We start from the raw sequence: 26,158 nt of genomic DNA, 5'->3' as shown, positions 1-26,158 counted from the left end.
GACGCTGAATTCAAAACAGCTGTTCGTAGGACAGGCACCGTTCTGTACAGAAAATCAGGAACGCCAGGTTCAAAGCAGCAGCTTTGAGAAGATGATGTGTCCTGCACAGGCAAATGGATAAAATGCACAAGGGGCACAGAGGGATGCCGAAGAACAAAACATGGCATACGGTGTCCTGATAAAATGGGCATGATGCATCCTGGTTGGATGCGTGGACTGAAAGAAACGGGTGTTGGGGGATGCCTTGCTTTTTCGAGTAAAGGCGATGCCGAACGCCCGCAATAAATATAAAAGGTGTTGAACATATTATGCGGATTATCGTGGACGCATTTGGCGGGGACAACGCCCCGCTGGCGGTGCTGCAGGGCTGTGAGATGGCGGTGAAGGAATACGGCGTTGCAATCCTGCTGAACGGCAATGAGAAGATTATCCGGAAGACCGCCGCGGAGAACGGCATCTCCCTGGAGCATATGGAGATCAGCCATACCGAGGACGTCATTGCCGTGGAGGACGAGCCCGCCCAGATTTTAAAGGAGCACGGCGACTGCTCGATGGCGGTGGGCATGAAGCTGCTGGCGCAGGGGCAGGGGGATGCCTTCGTCTCGGCGGGCAGCACCGGCGCGCTGGTTATGGGCTCGTCGCTGATCGTCAAGCGCATCAAGGGCATCAAGCGCGCGACGCTGGCCCCGATTATCCCGTCGGTGAAGGGCTGCTACATATTGATGGATGCCGGCGCGAACCTCGACTGCCGCCCGGAGATGCTGGTCCAGTTCGCGGTCATGGGCGACATCTATATGAAAAAGATCCTGGGGCTCAAAAACCCGCGGGTCGGCAGCGTCAATGTCGGTGCGGAGGAGACGAAGGGACTGCCGCTGCAGATCGAAGCGTACAGGCAGCTGAAAGAGACGCCGGTCAACTTCATCGGCAATGTGGAGCCGCGCGACCTTCCGTTCGGTGCGGCCGATGTCGTGGTAACCGACGGCTTCACCGGCAACGTCATCCTGAAATTGACCGAAGGCATGGGCTCCGCGCTCGGCAGGCAGGTCAAGGGCATCTTCACCAAAAACCTGATGACCAAGCTGTCTTCGCTGGCAGTTAAAAAGGGCATCAACGACTTCAAAAAGAGCATGGACTATACGGAATACGGCGGCGCGCCGCTTTTAGGCACTGCGAAGCCGGTCATCAAGGCGCACGGAAGCTCCAACGGCAACGCGTTTAAAAACGCGATCCGTCAGGCCAAGCAGTTCAGCGAGGAGCATCTGATCGAGGACATTGAGGCATATCTGCGCCAGAAAAAAGAGAAACAGGAATAATTCGGTGTTCAATAGGCAATACCGTTAAGAGAAGAGGTCCCACACATCAAACAAAGGTGGAGGCAGAACATGAAAGAATTTGAAAAGGCGATTGGCTATACATTCAAGGACCAGACCTATCTGGAAATTGCGCTGAGCCATTCCTCCTATGCCAATGAAATGAAACGGGCGACCGCATGCAACGAGCGCCAGGAGTTTCTGGGCGACGCGGTGCTTTCGATCATCGTGTCGGACTATCTGTTCCGGCATTACAAGCATCTGCCGGAGGGGGAGCTGACCAAAATCCGCGCCTCGCTGGTCTGTGAAAAAACCCTGTTCGAATTTGCGCAGGAGATTTCGCTGGGCGATTATCTGCATCTCGGCAAGGGCGAGGAGATGACCGGCGGCAGGAAGCGCCCGTCGATTCTGGCCGATGCGTTCGAGGCGCTGATCGCGGCGATTTATCTCGACGGCACGCTGGAGGCGGCCCGCACATTTGTGCTCGGCTTTGTGGAACGGCGGCTGGGGGAAGAAAGCCCGGAGCTGCTCTACAAGGACTATAAGACGATCCTGCAGGAGATCATCCAGCAGAACCGCGAGGAGGCGCTCAGCTACTGTCTGGTGGATGAGAGCGGCCCGGACCATGATAAGCGGTTTGTGGTGGAGGTCCATCTCAACAGCAATGTGATCGGCAAGGGCGTCGGCCGCAGCAAAAAGCAGGCGGAGCAGATGGCGGCTAAAGAAGCGCTGGAACTGATGGGCGAATGAAGCACGCGAATCTTTCGATCTTCGTTCCGCACGCGGGATGTGCGTATCGGTGCAGCTTCTGCAACCAGCGCGTCATCTCGGGCGCACAGACGCCGCCCACGCCCGAAACGGTCGAAGCGCTCGCTTCTCAGAGCTTAAAGGCGCTTGGCGCGCGCGCGTCGTCGGCGCAGATTGCGTTCTTCGGCGGCAGCTTCACAGCAATTGACAGAATGGATATGATTTCTTTGTTAAAAGCGGCGGGACGCTTTGTGGGGGAGGACGGTTTTTCCGGAATCCGGATTTCCACGCGGCCGGACGCTGTTACGAAAGAAATAATGGACATTTTATGGGAGCACCACGTCACCGCGATTGAACTGGGCGTTCAGTCGATGGACGACGCGGTGCTTTCTCTGAACGGACGCGGACACACCGCGGCGGATGCCGGGAAAGCCGTCCGGCTGATCCGGGAATACCCCATGGAGTTGGGCCTTCAGATGATGGTCGGGCTTTACGGCGACACGCTGGACGGCAGCCTTCGCACCGCGCGGAAGATAGCGGATCTACATCCCGACACGGTGCGCGTCTACCCGACCGTTGTGCTCAAGGGCACCGGGCTTGCAGCGCTGTATGAAAGCGGGGCGTATCGGCCGCCGGGACTCACAGAGACGGTGGACGCCTGCGCCGGCATGCTCGAATTATTTGAGGAACGCGGCATCCGGGTCATCCGGATGGGGCTGCACGCCTCGCCCGACGTTGAGGAACAAATGATCGCGGGGGTCTACCATCCGGCCTTCCGGGAGCTGTGCGAATCGCGGCTGTACCTGCGGCGCATACAAGGGGAGCTTGCGCGGCGGGACATCCGGACAGGGCGCATCACAATATACGGGAATCCAAGGGAGCTTTCCAAGCTGACCGGGCAGAAGCGCTGCAACCTCGATGCGCTGAAGGCGCAGGGCGTTGTGTGCCGCGTAAGGCCGGATGAAGCGTTGGAAGGCCGTCAAATACATATCGAAAAGGAAGTGTGACGTTGCATCTGAAATCACTGGAAATCCAGGGCTTTAAATCCTTCCCGGACAAAACCAAGCTGTATTTCGGGGAAGGGCTCACGGCAATCGTGGGGCCGAACGGAAGCGGCAAAAGCAACATCAGCGACGCCATGCGGTGGGTGCTCGGCGAACAGTCGACCAAGACGCTGCGGGGACAGCGCATGGAGGATATCATCTTCGGCGGCACGCAGAACCGGAAGCCGCAGGGCTTTGCGCAGGTTTCAATCACACTGGACAACACCCGGCGCAAGCTGGACATCGATCAGGATGAGGTGACCGTCACAAGGAAGCTCTACCGCAGCGGCGAGAGCGAATACAAGATCAACAGCCTGAACGTACGGCTCAAGGACATCTACGAGCTGTTTATGGACACCGGTCTTGGCCGCGACGGCTATTCGATCATCGGACAGGGCAAGATCAGCGAGATCATCACCGCCAAGCCGATCCAGCGGCGCGAGATCTTCGAGGAGGCCGCCGGCATATCAAAATTCCGCTACCGCAAGGAGGAGGCGCAGAAACGCCTGCTGCTGGCAGAGGAAAACCTGCTGCGGCTTAAGGATATTCTGACAGAATTGGAGGATCGCATCGGGCCGCTCAAGACCCAGTCCGAAAAGGCGAAGAGGTATCTTTCCCTGAGCGAGCAGAAGAAGACCGCGCAGGTGTCCCTGTGGATCCATACACTGCATGAATCGCGCCAGGTCATCAAATCCTACGAGGACAAAATCCTGATCTGCCGGAACCAGCACGAGGAGATCGAGCAGAAGCTGCAGGAGATCGAGGACGCGGTGCAGACGGTGTACAAATCCATCCAGAAGATCAGCGTTGAGATGGAGGAATGCCGCGCCTCGCTTCGCCGGGATGAGGAGACGCTGGCCGTCAAGGACAGCGACGTCGCGGTGCTCAGAAACGACATCGAGCACAATGACGCGGACATCGCGCGCATCTCGTCGGAGATCGATGAGACGCAGGACGCGAACACCGGCATCGATGAACGCATCGATGAAAAAAAGCGGCAGGCTGAGGAACAGCGCACGGCGCTGGCGGAAAGAAAGGCGCAGCATGAGAAGCTACGCGAGGAGGACGCAAAGCTCGACGCGCTGCTGCTGCAGTACGACCACAGCATCCGCGAGCAGTCCGGGCAGCTGGAGCAGCTCGGCGAGACGCTTTCCAACGCGAAGGTGCAGGCCATCACGTCGCAGGCGTCGATCGAGCAGTATCAGGACCGCATCGAGACGCTGAAAACAAGCATCACCCAGCGCAGGGACAACATCGCGCAGATCCAGAAGGAATTCGAGGACTGCCGCGGGCTGGATGAGCAGATCAGGAAGCGGCTTCATGAGAAGCAGCGGGAAAAGGAAGCGGTGCAGCAGGACCGGCAGAAGGCGAAGGAGGAGCAGGAACAGCTTCAGCTGCGCGCGGGCCAGCTGCTGCTGCAGGCAAAGGGCTTCCAGCAGAAGGCGCAGCTTCTCAAGGACATGGAAAAGAATCTGGAGGGCTATGCCCACAGTGTCAAATACATCATCAAGCAGTCCCGGAATGGCCGGGTCCCCGGCATCATCGGCACCGTGTCGCAGCTGATGGAGGTCGAGGAGCGCTACACGCTGGCGATTGAGACCGCGGTCGGCGGCGCGATGCAGAACATCGTCGTCGAGGATGAGAACGCCGCGAAGGCGGGTATCCGAACGCTCAAAGAAAACAGGGCGGGACGCGCGACCTTCCTGCCGCTGAGCTCCGTGCGGGGCCAGCGGCTCGAACAGAACCTGAGCTCGCAGGAGGGCTTCATCGGCATTGCCAGCGACCTTGTGCGCCATGACAAGCGGTATGAGGGCGTCTACCGTTCGATTCTCGGCAGGGTGGCCATCGTGGACAACATTGAGAACGCCGCGGCCATCGCGAAGAGATTCCAGTACCGGTTCAAGATCACGACGCTGGACGGACAGGTTGTCAATCTGGGCGGTTCGTTTACCGGAGGAAGCGCGGCGCGGTCCGGCGGCATGCTCAGCCGCAAAAACGAGATCGAGAAGCTTGGGAAGCAGTATGAGGACGCGCTTGCTGAAAAACAGGGGACTGACCGGCAGCTCGAAACGCTGCAGACCAGGATGGACGCGCTGACCGTTTCCCACAATCACCTGCGCGAGCAGGTAAACCTGCTGAACGCCGACCGCATCCAGTATGAATCGGAGCAGAAGCGCATCGGCAGCCAGCTGCAGGAGAACAAGGATGCCTATCTTGCGCAGGAGCGGGAGCTTGCCCGGCTGCAAAAGGAGCTGGAACAGCTTCGGGAGAAGCGTTCCTTCTCGAAGGAGCAGGAAGAGGCGCTTGGCGGACGCATCCGGTCCTTCGATGAGAAGGTCGCGTCGCTCAAGGAGGAACGCCGCGCGCTGCGCGAGCGGAAGCAGCAGATGGGCGAGAGCCTGTCCAAGGTCAGCATCGAGATGCTGTCGGCCGAGAAGGACCTGCAGATGCTCGAACAGTCATTGCGCACCTTGGAGGAATCGGGCCGCGACCGAAGGCGGAAGATGGAACTGCTCGGCGAACAGGTCCGGCAGAAGAAGGCTTTGAACCTGCAGATCGAGGAACAGCTTCGGGAGATTGCCCGGCAGAAGAAGCGGATCGAAGCGCAGATCCAGGAAAGGCGCGCGCGCATCCAAACACTGTCGGCGGAGCATCAGCAGACCGAGGGGAAGATCAACGGGTTCCGCATGGAGGAGAAGGACGTGCTGTCCCAGCGCGAGGGTGTTTCGAAGGAGCTGGCGAGGCTTGAAGAGAAGCAGCTCTCTTTGCAGGGGGACTACGACAAGATCATCGCCGCGATGTGGGATGAGTACGAGCTGACCCGCAGCGAGGCGGCGGAGATTGCAAAGCCGGTTGAGAACCGCATCGAGCTGCAGAAGGAGCTGAACCAGCTGCGCAGCGCGATCAAATCGCTCGGCAGCGTGAACGTCGACGCGATTGAGGAATACAAAGAGGTCTCTGAACGCTACGAGTTCCTGCAGAAGCAGGTGAACGACTGCGTGCTGTCGCGCGACGAGCTGACCAGCCTGATCTCGGAACTGACGGTCAAGATGCGGGAGATCTTTCTGGAGAGCTTTAAAAAGATCGACGACAACTTCAGGAGGATTTTCACCGAGCTGTTCGGCGGCGGTAAGGCGAGCCTTCAGCTGACCGAGGGCGAGGATGTCCTGCAGTCGGGCGTCGAGATCTTTGTGCAGCCCCCGGGCAAGATCATCAAAAACCTGTCGGCGCTTTCGGGCGGCGAGCAGTCGTTTGTGGCTATCGCCATCTACTTCTCGATTCTGAAGGTGCATCCGTCCCCGTTCTGCATTCTCGATGAGATTGAGGCGGCGCTCGACGACGTCAACGTCAACAAATATGCCGAGTTCCTGCACACGATGAACCGGGACACGCAGTTTATCACGATCACCCACCGGCGCGGCACCATGGAAGCCGCGGACATGCTCTACGGCGTGACGATGCAGGAGGACGGCGTATCCAAAATCCTGCAGCTGAATGTCAGCGAGGTCGAGAGCAAGCTCGGCATCAAGAAGGAATGAGAAGCCGCGGCAGGGTTCCAATGAAAACCATAAGCCTGTTGGAAGCGGGAAAACGCTTTTACCGCGCAGGCTGTGCGGAAACGATGAAATACGGTGCATCGGAAGAGCGGCACTTCCAAAAGAACAGATTGGGGATCAGGAAAATAACACATATCGCCGCGTATCGTGAGCTGCTGCGGCTGTACGTCAAACCGTGGAAATACGGTTCAGGAGAACGATACATATCGCCGCAAAAGCCGGACAGGCTTTGAGCCATGCGGTGATTTGAAAAATGCATATCCGGGGATGCCGTGCATCGGCTTGCCGGATGCAAATGAAAAAGCAAGAAGGAATGATGACAGATGGGCATTTTCAGTAAAATCAAAGACGGGCTTAAAAAGACCCGCGACAGCTTTGCCGGCAAGGTCGAGCAGGTCCTGCGGTCGTTCACGAAGATAGACGAGGAGCTGTTCGAGGAGCTTGAGGAATCCCTGATCATGTCGGATGTCGGCATGGTGACGGCCGAGCACATCTGCGACGAGCTTCGCAGAAGGATCAAGGAAACCGGCGTGACCGACGCGGCCGAGGTGCGCGGGCTTATGAAGGAGATCATCGCCGGGATGCTGGACGGCGGACAGGAGCTGAACATCCGGACAAAGCCGTCGGTCATCCTGGTCATCGGCGTCAACGGCGTCGGCAAGACGACCACCATCGGCAAGATGGCGTATGACCTTACTTCCCGCGGCAAAAAGGTGCTGCTGGGCGCAGCGGACACCTTCCGCGCGGCGGCCATCGACCAGCTGCAGATCTGGGCGGACCGCGCGGGAGTGGACATCATCCGGCACAGCGAAGGCTCCGACCCGGCCGCGGTGGTCTTTGACGCGCTGCAGGCCGCCAAGTCCCGGCATGCGGATGTGGTCATCTGCGACACGGCGGGAAGGCTGCACAACAAGAAAAACCTGATGGATGAGCTGTCCAAGATCACCCGCGTCATTTCACGCGAGGCCGAGGGCTGCGACGTCGAGGTGCTGCTCGTGCTGGACGCGACGACGGGACAGAACGCGCTGAACCAGGCGCGCCAATTCAAGGAGGCCGCCGGCATCACCGGCATTGTGCTGACCAAGCTGGACGGCACCGCGCGCGGCGGCGTGGTCATCGGCATCCGCGAGGAGCTGCAGGTGCCGATCAAATACATCGGCGTCGGCGAGAAGATCGACGATCTGCAGCCGTTTGACGCACAGGATTTCGCCAACGCACTGTTTGACGATGAAACGGGGGAGAATCAGTGAAATTCGTAATAGCGACGCAAAATCAGGGAAAGCTAAAAGAGTTTAAACGCATCCTCACGCCGCTTGGCATCGAGGTTTTGTCCCAGAAGGAAGCCGGCGTGGATTTGGATGTGGAAGAGACCGGCACGACCTTCCGCGAGAACGCGTTTCTGAAGGCCGACGCCGTCTGCAAAGCGAGCGGACTGCCGGCGATTGCGGACGATTCCGGGCTGTGCGTCGATTATCTGAGCGGCGCGCCGGGCGTCTACTCCGCAAGATACGCCGGGGAGGGCGCGTCGGATGATAAGTGCATCGCAAAGCTGCTGCAGGCGCTGGATGGGGTGCCAAAGTCTGAGCGCGGCGCGCATTTTGCCTGCCACATCTGTGCGGTCTTTCCGGACGGCGGGCGCCTGGACGCCGAAGGGAGATGCATGGGCGCCATCGGATACGAAAAGCGCGGCGACGGCGGCTTCGGCTACGACCCGGTATTTATGGTGGAAGACAGGAGCTTTTCAGAGCTTTCGGATTCTGAAAAGGATGCCGTCAGCCACCGCGGACGCGCGCTGCGCGTCTTTCTGGACGAGCTAAAAACTTACATAAACGAAACAAAATCATAAACAAATTTTGTCGCAAGTATGGTAAAGTAGGTACACTAGGGACATGGTATCTTCACAGGATGCCGTGGTAAAGGAGAAGGAAAAGAGTGTTGACAAGCAAACAAAGGGCAAACCTGAGAAAACACGCAAACCAGATGGAAACCATCCTGCAGGTCGGCAAGTCCGGCGTGGTGGACGCATTGATCGCACAGGTGGACGGCGCGCTGACCGCCAGAGAGCTCATCAAGCTGCGTGTGCTGGAGAACGCCCCTGTCTTCGCGAGGGAAGCGGCGGTGGAAATCGCGGAGAAGACCGGCGCGGATGTCGTACAGGTCATCGGAACGCGGTTTGTGCTGTTCCGCCGCAATCCCAAAAAACCGGTCTACATGCTGGACTGACCGGACCCGGGACAACGACAATACGGGAACCGGAGAGACTGACAGAATGAAAAGCAGGGGGGAGTTTGATGCAGAAAATCGGTGTGTTCGGGGGAAGTTTCAACCCGATTCACAGCGGGCACATCCATCTGGCCGAGAAGGCCGCCGAGCAGTTCGGACTTGACAAGGTGCTTCTGATCCCGGCGAACATCCCGCCGCATAAAAAGGCGGTGGGGCTTGTGTCGGGCGAGGACCGGCTGCATATGTGCTCCCTGGCTGCAGAGGACCATCCGCTGTTCGAGGTCAGCGACATCGAAATCAAGCGGAAGGGGAAAAGCTACACCTATGACACGCTCAAGGCGCTGAAGAAGGAATATGAGGACGCGCAGTTCTATCTGATTATCGGCAGCGATATGTTCCTGACCTTTCACACCTGGCACCGGTTTGAGGATATTTTGAAGATGTCCTTCCTGTGCACGGCGCCGCGCAGCAGGGAACAGATGTTCCAGCTGCGGAACTACCGCCAGAACCTGGGCGCGAAGCGGGAAAAGGTCTATCTGATGGACATGCAGGTCGTGCCGCTCTCCTCCACCCATATCCGCGAACACTTGAAGGTAGGGATGCCGCTTGGCGGGGGTGTACTGCCCGAAGCGGTGCAGCATTACATCGAGGAGACCGGGCTTTACAACCTGACGGTGGACGCCTACAAGGAGCTTCTGCAGAAGAAGCTGACGCCCTACCGCTACTACCATTCCTGCAAGGTTGCCGGGATGGCCGTGCGGCTTGCGCGCCACTACCGCGAGGACGTCGGAAAGGCGCTGAGAGCCGGGCTGCTGCACGACATCATGAAGGATACAAAAGGCGACGTGCAGTTGCAAATCATGAAGAAGTTTGGTATAATGACAGACATGGTGTCTGAAATCCCGCAGCTCTGGCATTCCCTGGCGGGAAGCCTCTATGTAAAGCATGTGCTGGAGATTTCGGACGAAGATATCATCCATGCCGTAAGGTATCACACGTCTGCCCGTGCAAATATGTCCCGCTTGGAGAAGATCATCTATCTGGCCGATCTGGTATCGGAGGACCGGGACTATAAGGACGTCAAGCGGATGCGCGAAATCGCCTTTGCATCGCTGGAAGAGGGGATGCGGGAGGCGCTTTTATACAGCGTATCGGATCTCAACAAAAAACAACGCGCCATTGTCGGCGACACCAGGGAAGCATATCAGCAGTACTGCGCCGGCTAACGTTACCGATGGTTCTTTTTAAAAGTTGGGTCAACTTATTTTGACAGGAGGCAGAAACCTTTGGCAAATCAAAAAATCAATAAGAAACCTCTGAGCAGACGGAGTAAGGTGCTGCGCATCGTATCCGCGGTCGTCATCTTCATCTGTCTGATCTTTATCATAATCGTGGCGGCGCTCAACTACCGCCCGAGTCAGGAGCAGGGCGGGGAGCCGCCGATCACCTCGAGCATCCAGACGCCGGCCGAGCACCAGGAGAAGGTTGTGAACTTCCTGTGCATCGGCGTGGACAACAGTGAAAACCTGACCGATGTCATCATCTACCTGAGCTATGACCGTCAGGAGAAGAAGGCGTCAATGCTCAGAATCCCGCGCGACACCTTTGTCGGGGACGACATCCCGACCGGCAAGATCAACGCGGTCTACGGCCATGCGCCCGAAGGGAAGACAAAGATCGGCTACCTGATTGAACGGGTCAACGAGATGTTCGATCTGCCGGTTGACCATTACGCGACCATCACGCTCGAGGGCTTCCGCAGCATCGTGGATTCCATCGGCGGCGTCGAGGTGGACGTCCCGCAGACCATCTACTACGATGAGTACCAGGGCATGGTGATCCCGGCGGGCCTGCAGCAGCTGGACGGCGAAAAGGCCGAATGGTTTGTGCGCTACCGCGCCGGCTACGCAAACGCCGACCTCGGCCGCATCGACGCGCAGAACCTGTTTATCGAGGCGTTCTTGAAAAAGGTCAAGGACCTGGGCCGCATGAAGCTGGTTTCGCTTCTGTCGGGCTTGTCGGATGAGATGGGCTTTACCACCGATATGTCGGTCGGCGAGATGATCGGCTATGCCGGCGATCTGTTCGGCATCGATGTCGATGAGATGGAGTCGGTGACGCTCCCCGGCGCCGGCGATATGCATGAGGGCGTCGCGGTCTACGAGCTGTTTCCGGAGGAAACCGCGGAGATCCTGAACAAGAGCTTCCGCCCGTATTCCGACCCGGTTCCGGCGGACGAGCTGAATATCGCGCAGATCCCCGGAAACTACTACAGTGATAATGGCTACGGTGAATAAGCGTTTTATATAAAACAACAGAGAGAGATACGATAAGAGATTTGGGAAGAGACGCAGGGGTTTGAACCAGCTTTCAGATTTCTGCTGTGAAAGTGTGCAGGGGGTTAAACAATTTGTCCAGTGAAGATAAAATCAAGCTGCCGATGTCCAAGAAAAAGAAAGTGATCATCATCTCCATCGGCATGGTCGTACTGATGTGCGCGTTCTGCCTGTCCGCAGTCGGCATACTGAACCTGCGGCCGCGTCAGGAGATGAACGACAAGGGCGAGATCGCCCCGATAGAGAGCACCTTTAAAACGCCGGATGAATATCAGGGCAAGATCATCAACCTGCTGGTTGCGGGCCGTGACAACAGCGTCGGGCTGACCGATGTGCTGATGTATATCTCGGTCGACCTCGAAAAGAATTCTGCGAACGTGTTCCGTATCCCGCGCGACACGTTTGTCGGCGACGACATCCCGTCCGGAAAGATGAACGCGGTGTACAACTACCCGCCGGACGGCATGAGCAACATCAACGGGCTGATCAAGAAGATCAACGAGATGTTTGCGCTGCCGGTTGACCACTATGTGACCATCACGCTCGAGGGATTCCGCAATGTCATCGACTCGATGGGCGGCATCGACATCGAGGTTCCGCAGACCATCTATTACGATGAGATGAAGGGACAGATTATCCCGGAAGGCCCGCAGCATCTGGACGGCGAGAAGGCCGAATGGTTTGTACGCTACCGCGCGGGCTACGCCAACGCCGACCTCGGACGCATCGACGCGCAGAACCTGTTTATGCAGGCGCTGATGAAGAAATGCAAGGATATGGGCAAAATCCAGCTGGCCGCGCTGCTGGCGGATGATTACGAATACATCACAACCGATATGACAATCGGAGAGATCATCTCGATTGCCAACGCGGCGTTCGGCGTCGATCTGACAAAGGTCCAGATGATGACGGCGCCCGGAAACGGCGCGTCGCACAACGGCCTTTCGATCTTCCAGATCGATGCCGATGCGACGGCCGAGATGCTCAACGAATACTTCCGTCCGTATTCCGCAAAGGTGGAAGCGGATGCGCTGGATATTCCGGTTGCCTACAGCTCCTACGGCGGGTACGGCGATTATGGAGACGATGGTGACGACGGTACCCCGGACGACACGCCGTCACGCAGCTCAGGCGGACAGCAGGGCTACACGCCGGCTCCCGAGGAGCCGTCCAGAACCCAGCCGCCTGCGCAGACGCCGAGCGAGCCTGAGGAAACAACACCGAGCCAGGCGCCCAGCGAGCCCAGTCAGGCGCCCAGCGAGCCGGATGCAAGTGCCGTGACGTCGGAGGAACCGGCCAACGGCGAAGCCGCCGCATAGCATAGGATGGCTTGCACGTAAAAGCAGAGCCGCAGCTTCACAAACCGTGAATCTGCACTTGATTTTTGGAACAAAACCGTTTATGATAGAATCAACCCATATACAGGAAGGAGGAGATCCATTGACATCGTTAGAGATGACCAGGAAAATTGTGAGCGTTCTGGACAGTAAGAAGGCGGTCGACATCAAGACCATCGATATCCAGGATTTGAGCATCCTGTCGGATTACTTCGTCGTATGCTCCGGCACCAGCTCGACGCAGGTCAAAGCGCTGGCCGACGAGGTGGAGGACCAGCTTGCGGCGCTCGGCATCGAGCCGAAGCGTGTGGAGGGTTACCAGACCGCGACCTGGATTCTGCTGGACTACTATGAAGTGATCGTGCACATATTCTTCACCGAAACCAGGGATTTCTACCAGCTCGAACGCCTCTGGGCGGACGGCAAACAGCTGGACCTGGACGAGCTGCTCAAAAAGCACAACGAACAAAACTGATGATTTCCGCGCCCCCGGCGGCTTACGGCTCAAGGGGACGCGGTCTTATGCATAAACATCTGATTGAGGTGTAAAAACAACTAAAGAGGTGTGTGGCAGATTGAAATACAATTTTGCTGAAGTAGAGAAAAAATGGCAGGCGATCTGGGAGAAGGAGAACACCTTTGCGGCCAAAAACGACTACTCCCTGCCGAAGTTCTATGCGCTGGTGGAGTTCCCCTATCCGTCCGGACAGGGGCTGCACGTGGGGCATCCGCGTTCCTACACGGCGCTGGATATCGTCGCCCGCAAGAAACGCATGCAGGGCTACAACGTCCTGTATCCGATGGGATGGGACGCGTTCGGCCTTCCGACCGAGAATTTTGCGATCAAGAACCATATCCATCCGGAAATCGTGACCAAACAGAATGTCGCAAGGTTTAAAAAACAGCTGCAGTCGCTGGGCCTTTCGTTTGACTGGGACCGCGAGATCAACACAACCGATCCGGACTATTACAGATGGACGCAGTGGATCTTCTTGCAGCTGTTCAAAAAGGGGCTTGCCTATAAAAAAGAGATGGCGGTCAACTGGTGCACCTCCTGCAAGGTGGTTCTCGCGAACGAGGAGGTCGTAAACGGCGTATGCGAGCGCTGCGGCGCCGACGTCGTGCAGAAGACCAAAAGCCAGTGGATGCTCAAAATCACCGAGTATGCGCAGCGGCTGATCGATGATCTGGAACAGGTCAACTACATAGACCGCGTCAAGACGTCCCAGAAGAACTGGATTGGACGCTCGACCGGCGCCGAGGTCGATTTTGGCACCACCAAGGGCGATATCCTGAAGGTTTACACCACCCGTCCCGATACGATCTTCGGCGCGACCTACATGGTCATCTCGCCGGAGCATCCGCTGATCGATTCATGGGCGGATTCGATACAGAACATGGATGCCGTCAGGGCTTATCAGGCCGAGGCGGCAAGGAAGAGCGATTTTGAGCGCACCGAGGTCGTCAAGGACAAGACCGGCGTGCGGCTCGAGGGCGTGAACGCCGTCAACCCGGCCAACGGAAACGAAATCCCGATCTTCCTGTCCGATTATGTCATGATGACCTACGGCACCGGCGCGATCATGGCGGTGCCGGCGCACGACACGCGCGACTGGGAATTTGCCAAAAAGTTCGGCCTGCCGATCATCGAGGTTGTGAAGGGCGGAAACGTCGAAGAGGAAGCCTTCACCGACTGCGATACCGGCGTCATGGTCAATTCGCAGTTCCTGGACGGCCTGTCCGTCGAGGACGCAAAAGCCAAGATCACCGAATGGCTCAGTGAAAACGGCAAGGGCTATCCGAAGGTCAACTACAAGCTGCGCGACTGGGTCTTCTCCCGCCAGCGGTACTGGGGCGAGCCGATCCCGATCATCAATTGCCCGCACTGCGGCTATGTGCCGGTCGATGAAAGCGAGCTGCCGCTGCTGCTGCCCGAGGTGGAATCGTACGAGCCGACCGATACCGGCGAATCGCCGCTTGCCAAGATGGATGCCTGGGTCAACGTGCCCTGCCCGAAATGCGGCGCTGATGCGAAGCGCGAAACCGACACCATGCCGCAGTGGGCCGGTTCCTCGTGGTACTTTATGCGCTACTGCGACCCGAACAACGCCGACGCGCTGGCGTCAAAGGAAGCGCTCGATTACTGGCTGCCGGTCGACTGGTACAACGGCGGCATGGAGCACACCACGCTGCATCTGCTGTATTCCCGCTTCTGGCACAAATTCCTGTATGATATCGGCGTCGTATCCACGCCCGAGCCATATGCCAAGCGCACCAGCCACGGCATGATACTGGGCGAAAACGGCGAGAAGATGAGCAAGTCCCGCGGCAACGTCGTAAATCCGGATGAAATCATCGCGGAATACGGCGCGGATACGCTGCGGCTGTATGAGATGTTCATCGGCGATTTTGAAAAATCCGCACCGTGGAGCTCCTCCTCGATCAAGGGGTGTAGCCGCTTCCTGGACAGGATCTGGAAGCTGCAGGATCATCTGATCGGCGGCGACAGCTATCGTCCTCAGTTGGAATCCGCATTCCACAAGACCATCAAGAAGGTCACCGAGGACATCGAGAGCATGAAGTTCAACACGGCGATTGCGGCTATGATGGCGCTCATCAACGATATCGCGGCCGTGGGAAACGTCAACCATGCCGAGTACAGGACGCTGCTGACGCTGGTGAACCCGTTTGCCCCGCATATGACTGAGGAGCTTTGGCAGCTCTGCGGCTTCGGCGGACAGATCGCGGCGCAGAAATGGCCGGGCTTTGACGAGGAGAAATGCAAGGACGACACCGTGGAGATCGCCGTGCAGATCTGCGGAAAGATCAAGGCGCGCATCCTGGTCCCGGCGGACGCCGCCAAGGAGCAGGCTCTCCAGCTTGCCAAGGAAGAGCCGTCCGTACAGGCGGCGCTGGAAGGCAAACAGATCCTCAAGGAAATCTGCGTCCCCGGCAAGCTTGTGAATATTGTTGCTAAGTAGTTTCCATCCGCCGAGAAGAATTCATCAAAATTTTTTCCAGCACAATGGCTAAACTACTTGACATATTATACATGGGTATTGTATAATATCCTATGTTATACTTTGTTTAATACTCCAGCCGCGTGGCGGAGGGAGGGAAAATTAATGTCAGAAATCCGCATTAAGGATAATGAGTCTCTTGACAGTGCACTTAGAAGATTTAAAAGACAATGCCAGCGTGCAGGTGTCCTTCAAGAAGTTAGAAAAAGAGAGCATTATGAAAAACCTTCTGTAAAGCGCAAAAAGAAATCTGAAGCGGCCCGCAAACGCAAATTCAAATAATTTGCCGTTTGCCGCTTCATAAAAGGAATAATAAAGATCATTGATCTACAGCATTTTTCCTTTTACCAAAAAACACCGCTCGTAAGTGATTACGGGCGGTATTTTTTTATATTGATATACATGATGGATCAAGACAGCGCTTTTAGCGGAAGCTGAATGAGGAATCATAAAAATTTTATAGTAAATTTGATTCTTATCGAACCGGTGACCGGGATTTCATGGTATAATATGCATAACAAATAACTTTTGCGTTTGAAACCCTTCTCTGACGGGATGGGTGCACGAAACGCGGCGGCGCGGATGTCGCACTGCAGTAAAACCGGCGAAACCGGTTTGCGCCGCTTTGCTGCGGTATGCCGGCCAGTCTTAATTTGCGGCTGTGGTGCGATACACAGCCTTATGGAAGACACAACCGAGCGGATTTTTCAGATGGAATGTGCGGTTGAACGATACAAGCGAAATACGATACAGAAGAATGTGAGGACGGTATGCGGTGTACTCCCGATTGCAGGCTCGACAAAATCTATGAAATTGACCGGAAGCTGATGGAGAAGCTGGGCATCCGGGCGCTGATTCTGGACATCGACAACACGCTGACCACCCATGGCAATCCGGTTCCGGCCGAAGGCGTGACGCAGTGGATCGAGCGGATGAGGAAGCAGGATGTGCCGATGGTCATCGTTTCGAACAATTCCCACCACCGCGTCAAGCCGTTTGCGGATGCGCTGGGACTCGGCTTCATCGCGGGCGGTAAGAAGCCGCTCAGAAGCGGTCTGCGGCTCGCCTGTGAACAGATGGGCGTGCGCCCGCAGGAAACCGGCGTGGTCGGAGACCAGCTGTTTACCGATATTTTGGGCGGGAACCGCATGGGGATGAAGACCATCCTGGTCACGCCGTTCGAGCTGGAAACGGGCCGTTTTTTTCGTATCAAGCGGGGAATTGAGCGGCGGATGATGAGAAATTACAAGGAGATTCAGGAATAAGATGACGATACGTTTTGGAACCGCGGGAAACGCCCAGAGCTTCTATGACGCGGGCTATAAAAAGACCATCCAGGCGCCGGAATTCATCGCGAAGATGGGGCTGGACGCCTATGAATACCAGTGCGGCCGGGGCGTCCGAATCAAAAAAGACGCCGCTGAGGAATTCGGCGCGGCGGCAAGGGAGAAGGGCATTGTGCTGTCGGTGCATGCGCCGTATTACATCTCGCTGTCCAGCCTGGAGGAGGAGAAGCGGGAGAACAGCGTCAACTACATCCTGCAGAGCGCGCGGGCGGCGGGGCAGATGGGAGCAAAGCGCGTCGTGGTGCATTCCGGCTCCTGCGCCAAGCGCAGCCGGGAGGAAGCCTTAGAGCTTGCCAAGGCGACTTTGAAACGCGCGCTGGTAAAAATGGATGAAGAAGGTCTTGGCGGGGTGCATCTCTGTCCGGAAACGATGGGGAAGACGAACCAGCTCGGCACATTGTCCGAGGTGCTCGCACTGTGCCGGCTCGATGAGAGGCTGATCCCGTGCGTCGATTTCGGGCATCTGAACGCGCGCACTTTCGGCGGGCTGAAAACGCCGGAGGATTTCAAAGCGGTGTTCGACGAGATTGAGGACCGGCTGGGGAATGACAGGATGCGCCGCATGCACGTGCATTTCTCCAAGATCGCTTACACCGAAAAGGGCGGCGAGAAGGCGCATCTGACCTTTGAAGACACCGAATACGGCCCGTCGTTTGAACCGGCGGCGGAGCTGTTCGCGCGGAAAAACTGCTCGCCGGTGATCATCTGTGAATCGGCGGGCACCCAGGCAGAGGACGCTTTGCGGATGAAACGGATGTACGAAGAAGCGAAAGCCCGGATGGAGGATGAATCTGCGGGCCGTTGAGGCCGCGTTTTTCTGAACAGTATTGGAAGCGGCAGATTCATACATCGAAATAAATATTCCGGATTTGGCGGGATATTATCATAAAGACGATAGAAAAGGCGGGGAATTATATGGCAAAGAACGTACTGGTCATTCACGGACCCAATATCAACCTGATTGGAAGCAGGGAAACCGGTATCTATGGAGAGGAATCGATTGAGGACATCAACAAGCAGATCATCCTGCATGCGCAGAGCCTTTCGATGAACTGCAAGGTCATGCAGTCCAATCATGAGGGCGAGATCATCGATATGCTGCATGCGGCGAAGACAGAATACGACGGGATTGTGATCAACGCGGGCGCCTATACCCATTACAGCTATGCGATCCGCGACGCGATTGCCGCCATCAAAATCCCATGCGTCGAGGTACACCTGTCCAACATCTACAACCGGGATGAATTCCGGCAGCGTTCGGTCATTGCGCCGGTCTGCGCCGGCCACATCGCCGGCTTTGGAAAGTTCAGCTATATGCTGGCGCTGTATGCCGTCAAGGAGCTGATCTGAAAGCCGGTTCGAAAGGGGACTTATTGATGCAGAAGAAACTCGAATACCTGATGGAGCACCTGCCCGCCGGGGTGGATGCGGGTATCATCACATCGGATGTCAACCGGCTGTACTACACCTCGCTGCAGTCCAGCGACGGGCTGCTGTTTGTGACCAGGCAGAAGTCCTATCTGCTGATCGATTTCCGCTATATCGAAGCCGCGCGGCGGAAGGTGCGGGGCTGTGAAGTGATTTTGCTGGAGCAGACCGGTAAGCAGCTGTCCGAGCTGATCAAAAGGCATAAGGTTAAAAACATCGCGATTGAGACCGATTACATGACTCTTTCCGCGCTGCAGAAGTATCTCGATATGCTGGATGCGGATGTCGACATCACCGTGGACGCCGGTTTCAACGACACGATCATCCGTCAGCGCATGATCAAGGATGAACGGGAGCTTGCGCTGATCGAACAGGCGCAGAGACTGACCGACGACGGCTATGACTACATCTGCGACTTCATCCGCCCCGGCAGGACCGAACGGGAGATCGCGCTGGAGCTGGAGTTCTACATGCGCAGAAAGGGCTCTGAAGGCGTGTCCTTCGAGTTCATCGTCTGTTCCGGGAGCAATTCCTCCCTGCCGCACGGTGTGCCGGGGGAAAAGCCGGTGCGGGACGGCGACTTCATCGTGATGGATTTTGGCGGCGTGGTGGATGGCTACCGCAGCGACATGACCCGCACGGTTGCGCTCGGCTGTGTGAGCGATGAGCAGCAAAGCGTATATGACACGGTGCTGCGCGCGCAGCTTGCGGCGCTGGAAATCATCGCCCCCGGAAAGGAATGCCGCGCGATCGATAAGGTTGCACGCGACATCATCGACAAGGCGGGCTACCGCGGCTGCTTCGGGCACAGCCTTGGCCACAGCGTCGGCATCGAGATTCACGAATCGCCGAGCTTCGGGCCGCGCTGCGCGACTATCACGCAGGCGGGCATGATCATGACCGTCGAGCCGGGCATCTATCTGGAAGGTAAATTCGGCGTGCGGATTGAGGATATGGTATATCTGACGAAGGACGGCGTCAGGAATCTGACGCACAGCCCGAAAAACCTGCGCGTTCTAAAAAAGAATTCGTTCTGGACATAAAATGGACAAAAAAATCGAACCGATTATAGTATAATAGAGTTATAAAACTGCAAAAATGATCCATAGGGGTCTTTGATAGATCGATCAGAAAAGGAACGTGTGTATGAAGAACAGGAATGTTATGCGTCAGAACAGCGGGTTCACCAGAAAGAAGGGCAAAAACCTGCTTCCGTTTTTTATTATGCTGTGCGTAGCGCTGGTCATCGCGCTCAGCGCCGCGCTGCTCTGGCAGTCCTCGCAGGATGCCGGCAGCGAGGAATCCTCATCGTTTGACTGGGCCGGATACTCCGGGGACGATGTGTCCGGGACAGGCAGCGCACAGGGAGCCTCGGATAACGGGGAAGCATCTTCTGAGGAATCCGCGCCGCAGAGCCAAATGAACGAATCGGCGGGACAATAAGCGCCGGTTACCTGAAATTGAAGAGGGGAGGCTGCCGCCATGCTGCCGGAATGCAGTGCCATTCTGCTGATCTTGATTGCCATTGAAATTGTCTTTCTTCGCTCCAAAAAGCTGAAGTCGGCCATCTTTGTGCTGCCGCTGGGCATGGTGCCGCTGTTTCATCTGCTGGCGACCGGCGCGTCGGTGCTGCTGGGACGTGTCTGGAATGCGGAACCTTGGAAGGTGATCGTACCAATCGACGTCATCGGGCTGGTGGCGACCTGTCTGCTGCTCGGATGGATTTCCGGGAATATCAGGAAAAACAAGAACAAGGGTGCATATTTAAGCATGTGCGCGGGCTTTTCAACCATCCTGTCCTGCGTGCTGCTGTTCCATGTGTTTGCCGGTTGAACCTGCAGATTTGAATGAAAGATAGAAGCCGCCTGAAAATTTTTACAGGCGGCTTTTTTGCAGCTTTTGCGTAACAAAACCACCGATTCTGCGGAGAGAATAAAAAGCTTAAGCTAACAGGATAGAGAGAAGCGAATGACAACGATCATTTCGCACAAAGTGAGAAGCTATAAGATATAACTGCTTGAGCAGCTGCAGTGCGTGTGATGCAACTGCCGGTTATTCAGTGCCTCTGAAGAGTCCAGCCGGTAGGATGCCCTTCCAGGGCTGGTGCATACCACCCGTTCAACTGGTTGTTTTGACGATGTTTCTATGAAAGGCTGGAACGGGCAGGGCGGCATGCGGTTCTCAATTTTATATAGCTTTTGATCATAACATTCAGCCGCATAAACGTGAAAATGCCCAGGCTGAAATATTTTCAGTCAGGTTACAGGACATCAAAAGGCTTAGGTCAGGATTGGCCGCTTTTTCATGGATCTTTACGTTCTTGAAGTCCAAATCGGATCGTTTTATATGAGTATCGAAAACTTTATGAGGAAGCTTTATGCAACAGGAAAACGCCCCTGCCGGATTCCTCCGGCAGGGGCGTTTTCACTAAGAAAGATGAAGAAATGAGATTATATATTGCGAGCTGCGATGGATTTCGTAGGAGAAGTTGAAGCCCGTCACAGAGTGGATTGCCACATATGCGTTCTGGCGCGCAGTTATATGCCTGTCATCAGTGCAGCGGTGTTGCGTTGTCGTTGACCTGCCGGTCCTGCGGCGGGTCAAGGGAGTACAGAATATCCGCGCTCTGGGCGATGTGCGTGGAATGGGTTGCCACAATCACGCATTTGCGCTGTTCCGATGCAAGCCGCTTGAGCAGCGACGCGATGCTCTGCTCGGTTTCATTGTCGAGGTTGCCGGTCGGTTCATCGGCCAGAATGATCTGCGGATCATAACAGAGCGCACGTGCGATCGCGACACGCTGCTGTTCGCCGCCGGACAACTTTGGAATCGGCCGGTTCGCTTTGCTTTCATCCAGCCCGACCGCCTGAAAGATGCGCAGCACGTGCGCTTTTGGATTCGAAGGCTTCATGCCGTTGATGTTCATGGAAAGCAGGATGTTTTCCATGGCGGTCAGATGGTTGAGCAGGTTAAAATTCTGAAACACCACGCCGATATCATGGCTTCGGTAGCGTTCGCGGTCAATTTTGCTGATGTCCTTCCCCTCAAACAGGATCTGTCCGTCGTTTGGGACATCCAGTCCGCAGATCAGCGAGAGCAGCGTCGTTTTACCAACGCCGGATTTTCCGGAAATCGCGTACATTTTGCCCTTTTCAAATTCATAGTTGATATCCTTTAATACGGCGGTGTTCCCATCGTCGTAGGAAAAATACAGATGTTTAATGGATAAAATGCTCATATACAACACCTCATCCGGCTTTCCTCCAAAGGCATTACAGCCGGTTATTCAGAATTTTCAGCGGCTCATACCGTGAAATCAACAGGATGGAGAAAAGGCTGCTGAGCAGCACCATCAGAAGCCCGATGGAAGCGATCTGCAGAAAGAACCAGAAGTCCACCTGCGTATCAATATGGTAGATCTGGCTGATGCTCTGTTCCCCGTCCAGATAGTCGGCGCTCTGCTCATTGTTGATCACGAAGGAATAGTCTGACGACTGCGCATCCGCAAGACCGGGATCGGACTGCTGTGCAGTCATTTCATTTTCCAAGAGCGTATTGGAGATTGGCCCGGACAGCGTTACGCCGATTCCAAAACCGACCAGGATCGACAGAATCGATACCAGAAGCAGTTCCATTAAAAACTGCAGGCAGATCTGCGTTTTCTTCATGCCGATGGCACGCAGGATGCCGATTTCATATTTCCGCTCCCGCACGTGCAGGATGTTGAGAATTATCAGAATGACGAGTCCGCCCAGCAAAATGATTCCCAGAAAGGTGATGGCATAATGACGCAGGCTGTACAGCGGTTTATAACTCTGCTGCAGTTCATCGGCATTGGTTTGGAGCGTGTAATAAGCGTCCAGGCCTTTGTCGTGCAGCTGCTGTTCGAAGGCTTCCAGATCCTGCGCGCTGTAAAGGATAAAGCGGGAAGAAAGACGGCCGCTCAGACGCGTGCTGATGGTCTGTCCTGTGTGGCTCTGTACATTATCCGGGTTGTTTTGGGAAGAATTTACAAGCTCTTTCAGCGATCGATAGTTCACGAGGATCCGATCGCTGAAATCTGCGGTACCGCCGACCACCAGATCGTTGTTGCTGATCTGTGCGCTGTCTGTATAGATGCCGCTGACGATGAAGGTAAACTGCTCGTCGGTGTTATAGGGATTGACAAAGACAATCGTACTGCCGATTTCAGCCTGATTGGCGTTGGCGAGCTTCTCGGAGACAATGCATTTGAGCACAATGTCGTTGGAGGCTGGAAATTCCCCTTTCAGCAGCTGCCAGCTGCCATTTTGAAACTCCGGCAGCTTTGCCAGATCGTTGTATCCGGTCACGTTATAAATATTCTGATTACCCATTGCAACCAGAGAATCGCCGGTTTCCGCCATCTGTTCGCGCAGCCTTTCTGCGTTCGAAACCGGCTGCAGAACATAGCTGCCAAGATCGACCGTCAAAGAGTAGCTGTAGCTCCGCACATATTCACTGCTGCCGTACTGTTCGATGTCCTGGGACGTCAGGCGTTTGATGCGGGTATACAGGTCGGTCTCCCGCTCTCCGTTTTTCTGGGCGTCCTCCAAAAGCTTCTGTTTATTTAAGGCAATGGCCGCCGTAAAATCGTTTGTTTCCTTGAATTGTTGCACAATGCTGTCCGCCGTATTTTTGATTGAAAGCGCAATACAACAGGTGACCGTAATGGAGGCTGCAATCAGTCCAATTAAAATATTTCTGCCCTTGAAACGGAAGACGTTTTTGAAGGCATTTTTTATCATAACCATAATTTGAATCTCCTGTTAGTACTATGTTAAAAATAGTTTAACAAACTATTGTGATCATTCTATGATAAAAATCGGATTTTTCCATGAAAAATAGAGAAAAGGGATAGAACAGACCGGTTCACAGATACACGCATCCGCGTGCGCCATCGAGGTAAAACATCGGCAAAGCCAATTCTCGCATATTTCCGCCGTCCATACAGCTTGCTTTGCAAAGAAGTGAATTTGCGGATACAAATGGATAAAGGAAGGGACGGAGATCAGCATAGAGATATGGCTGATCCCCGTTTTCCTGAACATCCAGAATGCAGGCCAGGCCGCGCGCTCCAGTATGAAGCCGAATCGGCGGCACACAGCATGGGATATTTCATCTTGTGAGTGTACGCGGTTCCAGACCCTTGGAAAAGTCGCCGTCTCGTGAACGCAGGGTTCATCGGAGTCCTGCGTATATCTCACAGTTTCAGCTCAAACCAGAACGTACTGCCCGCGTTCACTTCACTGTCCACACCGTACTGCGCCTGATGCGCGTCCAGAATGCCCTTGACAATGGACAGGCCGAGACCTGTGCCCACCACCGGCCGTTTGTGCGTCTCGTTTGCCTTGTAATACCGTTCCCAGATGGTCTCCAGCTTTTCAGGCGGGATGCCCTTGCCGGTATCCGATACCTCAAATCGGACGGAATGGTCCTTTTCATGTAACCGGATCGCGATTTTCTTGTCGTCTCCGGTGTAGTTGATGGCGTTGTTGATCAAATTGTAGATGACCTGTTCAATCCGGTGCCGGTCGGCGTCGACAAAGATGTCGTCGTCGATCGATTCGGAGAACTGGTAGCCGTCGCGCTCGCTGACGATATCGTACCGGGTCAGAATCTCATGCAGCGTTTCGGAGAGATTGAACGGCTGCACTTCCAACTGCGTCGTTCCGGACTGCAGCTTGGACAGGTCCAGGATGTCGTTGACCAGCAGGCTCAGCCGGTCGGTTTCGTCGATGATCGTTTTGAGGTGCGCTTCCCGCCGTTCAGGATCGTCGCCGGAAATATCCCGGATCATCTCCGCATAGGCTTTGACCATCGTCAACGGCGTGCGCAGGTCGTGCGAGACGTTGGCGATCAGATCGCGGCGCAGCTCATCCACCTTGGAGAGCTCGCGGGTCGCATAGTTCAGCGTATTGGCCAGCTGGTCAATTTCGCTGTAATGCCCGTTGGAGAACATCACGTCGTAATCGCCTGAAGCGAGCCGCTTGGCCGATTTTGTGATGTTGCGGATCGGCTTCGCCAGACGGTGCGAGATGAAGAAGGACAGGATGAACGCCAGCAGCAGGATGATGATCGTCACATAGAACAGCTGGTCCTTGAGAATCGTAATCGTCGAACCGAGCGGGTCGAGCGGCGAGCTCAGAAACAGGATCAGCTCTTCTCCGTTCCGGTCGGTAAACACGGTTCCATAGATCAGGGATTTGCTGTTCAGCACCCGGTTAAACAGCGTGAAATAGATCGTCTGCTTGGGAGAGTTTAAAAGCATCGGACGCGTCTGGATGAAGATGTCGGCATTCCGGTCGCCGCCCCACGCGTTGTCGTTCAGATAGAAATCCACCAGCACGACCTGGCCGTCGAGCGATGTGATCTGACCGGAGATATCGTTTTCATAGACTGCCTGCCTGAGCCGGTCCTCGAAATCCTCCGAACCATATTTTTCTGTGATCATCTCAGCCGTGTCAAAGATTTCCCGGGTCTTCATGCCCTGATAGTAGGACTGCAGAAAGATGGTCTGCAGCCCCCACAGAATCGCCAGAATCAGTGCGGCAAAGATGACGAAATACACCCACATCTTGAATTTGATGCTTTTGGTGTCAAACCGCTGCCTAGTGTGCTCTCTTCTATGATTATATCTCAAATTTATAACCGACCCCTCTTAATGTCACGATGAATTTGCGGTATTTGCCCAAGCTGTTGCGCAGCATTTTGATGTGGGTATCCACAGTGCGGTCGTCTCCGAAGAAGTCAAAGCCCCACACCTCGTTGAGCAGCTTGTCACGGGTGAACGCGATGTTTTTATTGGTGGCAAGGAAATACAGCAGGTCGTATTCGCGCGGCGTCAGGTCGACCTTCTCACCGTCCACGAATACGCTGCGGCCCAAGGTGTCGATCTCCAGCCCTTCATATTTCAGGCGTTCATTCGCCGCATTGTCCGCCGGCGCGCCGGCGTGCCGCTTCACAATGACATTGATGCGGGCCATCAGCTCCTTGGGGGAAAACGGCTTGACGACATAGTCGTCGATGCCCAGCTCGAAGCCGAACAGCTTGTCATATTCCTCACCGCGCGCGGACAGCATCAGCACCGGTGTGTCCTTAAATTTTCGAATCTCCTTGCAGGCGGAAAAACCGTCGAGCCGCGGCATCATGATGTCCATGACGATCACGTCAAAATCCTGCTTGCGGCAGATTTCGACCGCCTCCATGCCGTCGCAGGCTTCGGTCACCTCGTGTCCCTCGAATTCCGCATACTCCCGGATCACCATCCGGATTTTATCCTCATCGTCCACAACCAGTATGTTATACATCTTCTAAAGCCCTCCCTAGTTTTGAATGTTGTTTTCTATCATAAAGGACAGCAGAAAATGCATTGTCATTTTTAAGCTATCCTTTATCATAGAAATCAGCCCAATTGCTCCGTATGGAGATTGTATCTTTAAATTGTGTTCACAATGTGATCAACCCAAGAAAAATACCGTGAAATATTTCCCGATCCCATGACCAAATCATCATTTTATCTTCACAACGAATGGGTATCATAGAGACATCGAAAGCGAAAGGGGCCACGAACGATGACAGACAACAACAATCGCATGAATCAAATCGACCCAAAACCGGAAACAAACGGTTCTCATACAACTATAAATGATTATATGGAGGAATCAACGATGTCCGAAAAGTTTGAACAGCAGAATTATCCGCAGCCGAACAACGAGCCGTCCGCACAGCCGAACAGCACCCCGCAGATGCAGAACATGCAGCCGGAGCAGCCGGCGCCGCAGCAGAATGCG

General features: G+C 55.4%; 23 protein-coding genes. 19 read left to right on the top strand and 4 right to left on the bottom strand.

The window, feature by feature from the left end; translation table 11 throughout:
- Nucleotides 1–308: 308 nt before the first annotated feature.
- The 19 genes from plsX to BN348_RS08610 all read left to right on the top strand — a co-directional run bounded on the left by plsX (nucleotide 309) and on the right by BN348_RS08610 (nucleotide 20,180).
- Complete coding sequence (plsX, locus tag BN348_RS08700) at nucleotides 309–1,313, top strand: phosphate acyltransferase PlsX (RefSeq protein WP_040197504.1); 1,005 nt, start codon at nucleotides 309–311, stop codon at nucleotides 1,311–1,313.
- 69 nt (nucleotides 1,314–1,382) lie between these two features.
- A complete protein-coding gene (gene rnc / locus BN348_RS08695) occupies nucleotides 1,383–2,060 on the top strand; it encodes a ribonuclease III (RefSeq protein ID WP_040197503.1) in 678 nt (225 codons plus the stop codon).
- Complete coding sequence (locus BN348_RS08690) at nucleotides 2,057–3,064, top strand: elongator complex protein 3 (protein ID WP_040197502.1); 1,008 nt, start codon at nucleotides 2,057–2,059, stop codon at nucleotides 3,062–3,064. The genes rnc and BN348_RS08690 overlap by 4 nt, the downstream gene beginning before the upstream one ends.
- Nucleotides 3,065–3,066: 2 nt before the next feature.
- Entirely contained in the window at nucleotides 3,067–6,639 is a 3,573-nt protein-coding gene (gene smc, locus BN348_RS08685) for a chromosome segregation protein SMC (RefSeq protein ID WP_040197501.1), read from the top strand.
- A gap of 341 nt (nucleotides 6,640–6,980) precedes the next feature.
- Nucleotides 6,981–7,907 carry a signal recognition particle-docking protein FtsY gene (ftsY, locus tag BN348_RS08675; protein WP_040197499.1) on the top strand — a complete coding sequence of 309 codons (927 nt, stop codon included), beginning with the start codon at nucleotides 6,981–6,983 and terminating at the stop codon, nucleotides 7,905–7,907.
- Nucleotides 7,904–8,503: an XTP/dITP diphosphatase gene (locus BN348_RS08670; RefSeq protein WP_040197497.1), complete on the top strand. Its 600-nt coding sequence runs from the start codon at nucleotides 7,904–7,906 to the stop codon at nucleotides 8,501–8,503. The genes ftsY and BN348_RS08670 overlap by 4 nt, the downstream gene beginning before the upstream one ends.
- Nucleotides 8,504–8,589: 86 nt before the next feature.
- On the top strand, nucleotides 8,590–8,880 hold the full coding sequence (locus tag BN348_RS08665; protein WP_040197496.1) for a YhbY family RNA-binding protein: 291 nt from the start codon (nucleotides 8,590–8,592) through the stop codon (nucleotides 8,878–8,880).
- A 68-nt stretch (nucleotides 8,881–8,948) separates the two neighbouring features.
- On the top strand, nucleotides 8,949–10,106 hold the full coding sequence (locus BN348_RS13240; RefSeq protein WP_052446840.1) for a nicotinate-nucleotide adenylyltransferase: 1,158 nt from the start codon (nucleotides 8,949–8,951) through the stop codon (nucleotides 10,104–10,106).
- 60 nt (nucleotides 10,107–10,166) lie between these two features.
- Entirely contained in the window at nucleotides 10,167–11,177 is a 1,011-nt protein-coding gene (locus BN348_RS08655) for an LCP family protein (RefSeq protein ID WP_040197495.1), read from the top strand.
- A 113-nt stretch (nucleotides 11,178–11,290) separates the two neighbouring features.
- Nucleotides 11,291–12,535: an LCP family protein gene (locus BN348_RS08650; RefSeq protein WP_040197494.1), complete on the top strand. Its 1,245-nt coding sequence runs from the start codon at nucleotides 11,291–11,293 to the stop codon at nucleotides 12,533–12,535.
- A gap of 121 nt (nucleotides 12,536–12,656) precedes the next feature.
- The gene (gene rsfS / locus BN348_RS08645; RefSeq protein ID WP_040197493.1) at nucleotides 12,657–13,028 is read left to right on the top strand and encodes a ribosome silencing factor; all 372 of its coding nucleotides are present in this window, start codon (nucleotides 12,657–12,659) and stop codon (nucleotides 13,026–13,028) included.
- Nucleotides 13,029–13,128: 100 nt separating this feature from the next.
- Nucleotides 13,129–15,534: a leucine--tRNA ligase gene (gene leuS / locus BN348_RS08640; protein ID WP_040197492.1), complete on the top strand. Its 2,406-nt coding sequence runs from the start codon at nucleotides 13,129–13,131 to the stop codon at nucleotides 15,532–15,534.
- A gap of 144 nt (nucleotides 15,535–15,678) precedes the next feature.
- Nucleotides 15,679–15,855, top strand: coding sequence for a 30S ribosomal protein S21 (gene rpsU / locus BN348_RS13625; RefSeq protein WP_082020890.1), 177 nt, complete (start codon nucleotides 15,679–15,681; stop codon nucleotides 15,853–15,855).
- 488 nt (nucleotides 15,856–16,343) lie between these two features.
- Nucleotides 16,344–16,838 carry a YqeG family HAD IIIA-type phosphatase gene (locus BN348_RS08635; protein ID WP_040197491.1) on the top strand — a complete coding sequence of 165 codons (495 nt, stop codon included), beginning with the start codon at nucleotides 16,344–16,346 and terminating at the stop codon, nucleotides 16,836–16,838.
- A gap of 1 nt (nucleotide 16,839) precedes the next feature.
- Nucleotides 16,840–17,724: a TIM barrel protein gene (locus BN348_RS08630; RefSeq protein WP_040197489.1), complete on the top strand. Its 885-nt coding sequence runs from the start codon at nucleotides 16,840–16,842 to the stop codon at nucleotides 17,722–17,724.
- A gap of 110 nt (nucleotides 17,725–17,834) precedes the next feature.
- Nucleotides 17,835–18,269, top strand: coding sequence for a type II 3-dehydroquinate dehydratase (gene aroQ, locus BN348_RS08625; RefSeq protein WP_040197488.1), 435 nt, complete (start codon nucleotides 17,835–17,837; stop codon nucleotides 18,267–18,269).
- A 26-nt stretch (nucleotides 18,270–18,295) separates the two neighbouring features.
- Complete coding sequence (locus BN348_RS08620) at nucleotides 18,296–19,390, top strand: M24 family metallopeptidase (protein ID WP_040197486.1); 1,095 nt, start codon at nucleotides 18,296–18,298, stop codon at nucleotides 19,388–19,390.
- Between the two features lie 103 nt (nucleotides 19,391–19,493).
- Entirely contained in the window at nucleotides 19,494–19,790 is a 297-nt protein-coding gene (locus tag BN348_RS08615) for a hypothetical protein (RefSeq protein WP_040197485.1), read from the top strand.
- A gap of 39 nt (nucleotides 19,791–19,829) precedes the next feature.
- Nucleotides 19,830–20,180, top strand: coding sequence for a hypothetical protein (locus BN348_RS08610; protein ID WP_040197484.1), 351 nt, complete (start codon nucleotides 19,830–19,832; stop codon nucleotides 20,178–20,180).
- A gap of 718 nt (nucleotides 20,181–20,898) precedes the next feature.
- Here BN348_RS08610 and BN348_RS08605 read toward each other — a convergent pair.
- From BN348_RS08605 to BN348_RS08590, 4 genes are all read right to left on the bottom strand, one after another.
- Complete coding sequence (locus BN348_RS08605; protein ID WP_052446839.1) at nucleotides 20,899–21,585, bottom strand: ABC transporter ATP-binding protein; 687 nt, start codon at nucleotides 21,583–21,585, stop codon at nucleotides 20,899–20,901.
- 34 nt (nucleotides 21,586–21,619) lie between these two features.
- The gene (locus tag BN348_RS08600; protein WP_040197483.1) at nucleotides 21,620–23,119 is read right to left on the bottom strand and encodes an FtsX-like permease family protein; all 1,500 of its coding nucleotides are present in this window, start codon (nucleotides 23,117–23,119) and stop codon (nucleotides 21,620–21,622) included.
- Nucleotides 23,120–23,568: 449 nt separating this feature from the next.
- Nucleotides 23,569–25,008 (bottom strand): sensor histidine kinase, encoded by a 1,440-nt coding sequence (locus tag BN348_RS08595; RefSeq protein WP_156136469.1) that lies wholly within the window; start codon nucleotides 25,006–25,008, stop codon nucleotides 23,569–23,571.
- Nucleotides 24,998–25,675, bottom strand: a complete 678-nt coding sequence (locus BN348_RS08590) for a response regulator transcription factor (protein ID WP_040197480.1) — start codon at nucleotides 25,673–25,675, stop codon at nucleotides 24,998–25,000. Before BN348_RS08590 ends, BN348_RS08595 begins: the two co-directional genes overlap by 11 nt.
- Nucleotides 25,676–26,158 lie beyond the last annotated feature (483 nt).

It is taken from the genome of Candidatus Soleaferrea massiliensis AP7 (assembly GCF_000820765.1).
GTDB classification, from domain to species: Bacteria; Bacillota; Clostridia; order Oscillospirales; family Ruminococcaceae; genus Soleaferrea; species Soleaferrea massiliensis.
Note: the sequence above shows the minus strand (reverse complement) of the source record. Positions and strands in the feature narration are given on the sequence as shown.

Coding starts and splice junctions, on each gene's coding strand:
- BN348_RS08630 (WP_040197489.1), top strand. CDS start 16,840: ATGACGATACGTTTTGGAACCGCGGGAAACGCCCAGAGCTTCTATGAC.
- BN348_RS08600 (WP_040197483.1), bottom strand. CDS start 23,119: ATGGTTATGATAAAAAATGCCTTCAAAAACGTCTTCCGTTTCAAGGGC.
- aroQ (WP_040197488.1), top strand. CDS start 17,835: ATGGCAAAGAACGTACTGGTCATTCACGGACCCAATATCAACCTGATT.
- BN348_RS08615 (WP_040197485.1), top strand. CDS start 19,494: ATGAAGAACAGGAATGTTATGCGTCAGAACAGCGGGTTCACCAGAAAG.
- rpsU (WP_082020890.1), top strand. CDS start 15,679: ATGTCAGAAATCCGCATTAAGGATAATGAGTCTCTTGACAGTGCACTT.
- BN348_RS08620 (WP_040197486.1), top strand. CDS start 18,296: ATGCAGAAGAAACTCGAATACCTGATGGAGCACCTGCCCGCCGGGGTG.
- BN348_RS08635 (WP_040197491.1), top strand. CDS start 16,344: ATGCGGTGTACTCCCGATTGCAGGCTCGACAAAATCTATGAAATTGAC.
- BN348_RS08610 (WP_040197484.1), top strand. CDS start 19,830: ATGCTGCCGGAATGCAGTGCCATTCTGCTGATCTTGATTGCCATTGAA.
- rnc (WP_040197503.1), top strand. CDS start 1,383: ATGAAAGAATTTGAAAAGGCGATTGGCTATACATTCAAGGACCAGACC.
- plsX (WP_040197504.1), top strand. CDS start 309: ATGCGGATTATCGTGGACGCATTTGGCGGGGACAACGCCCCGCTGGCG.
- BN348_RS08605 (WP_052446839.1), bottom strand. CDS start 21,585: ATGAGCATTTTATCCATTAAACATCTGTATTTTTCCTACGACGATGGG.
- BN348_RS08690 (WP_040197502.1), top strand. CDS start 2,057: ATGAAGCACGCGAATCTTTCGATCTTCGTTCCGCACGCGGGATGTGCG.
- BN348_RS13240 (WP_052446840.1), top strand. CDS start 8,949: ATGCAGAAAATCGGTGTGTTCGGGGGAAGTTTCAACCCGATTCACAGC.
- ftsY (WP_040197499.1), top strand. CDS start 6,981: ATGGGCATTTTCAGTAAAATCAAAGACGGGCTTAAAAAGACCCGCGAC.
- BN348_RS08590 (WP_040197480.1), bottom strand. CDS start 25,675: ATGTATAACATACTGGTTGTGGACGATGAGGATAAAATCCGGATGGTG.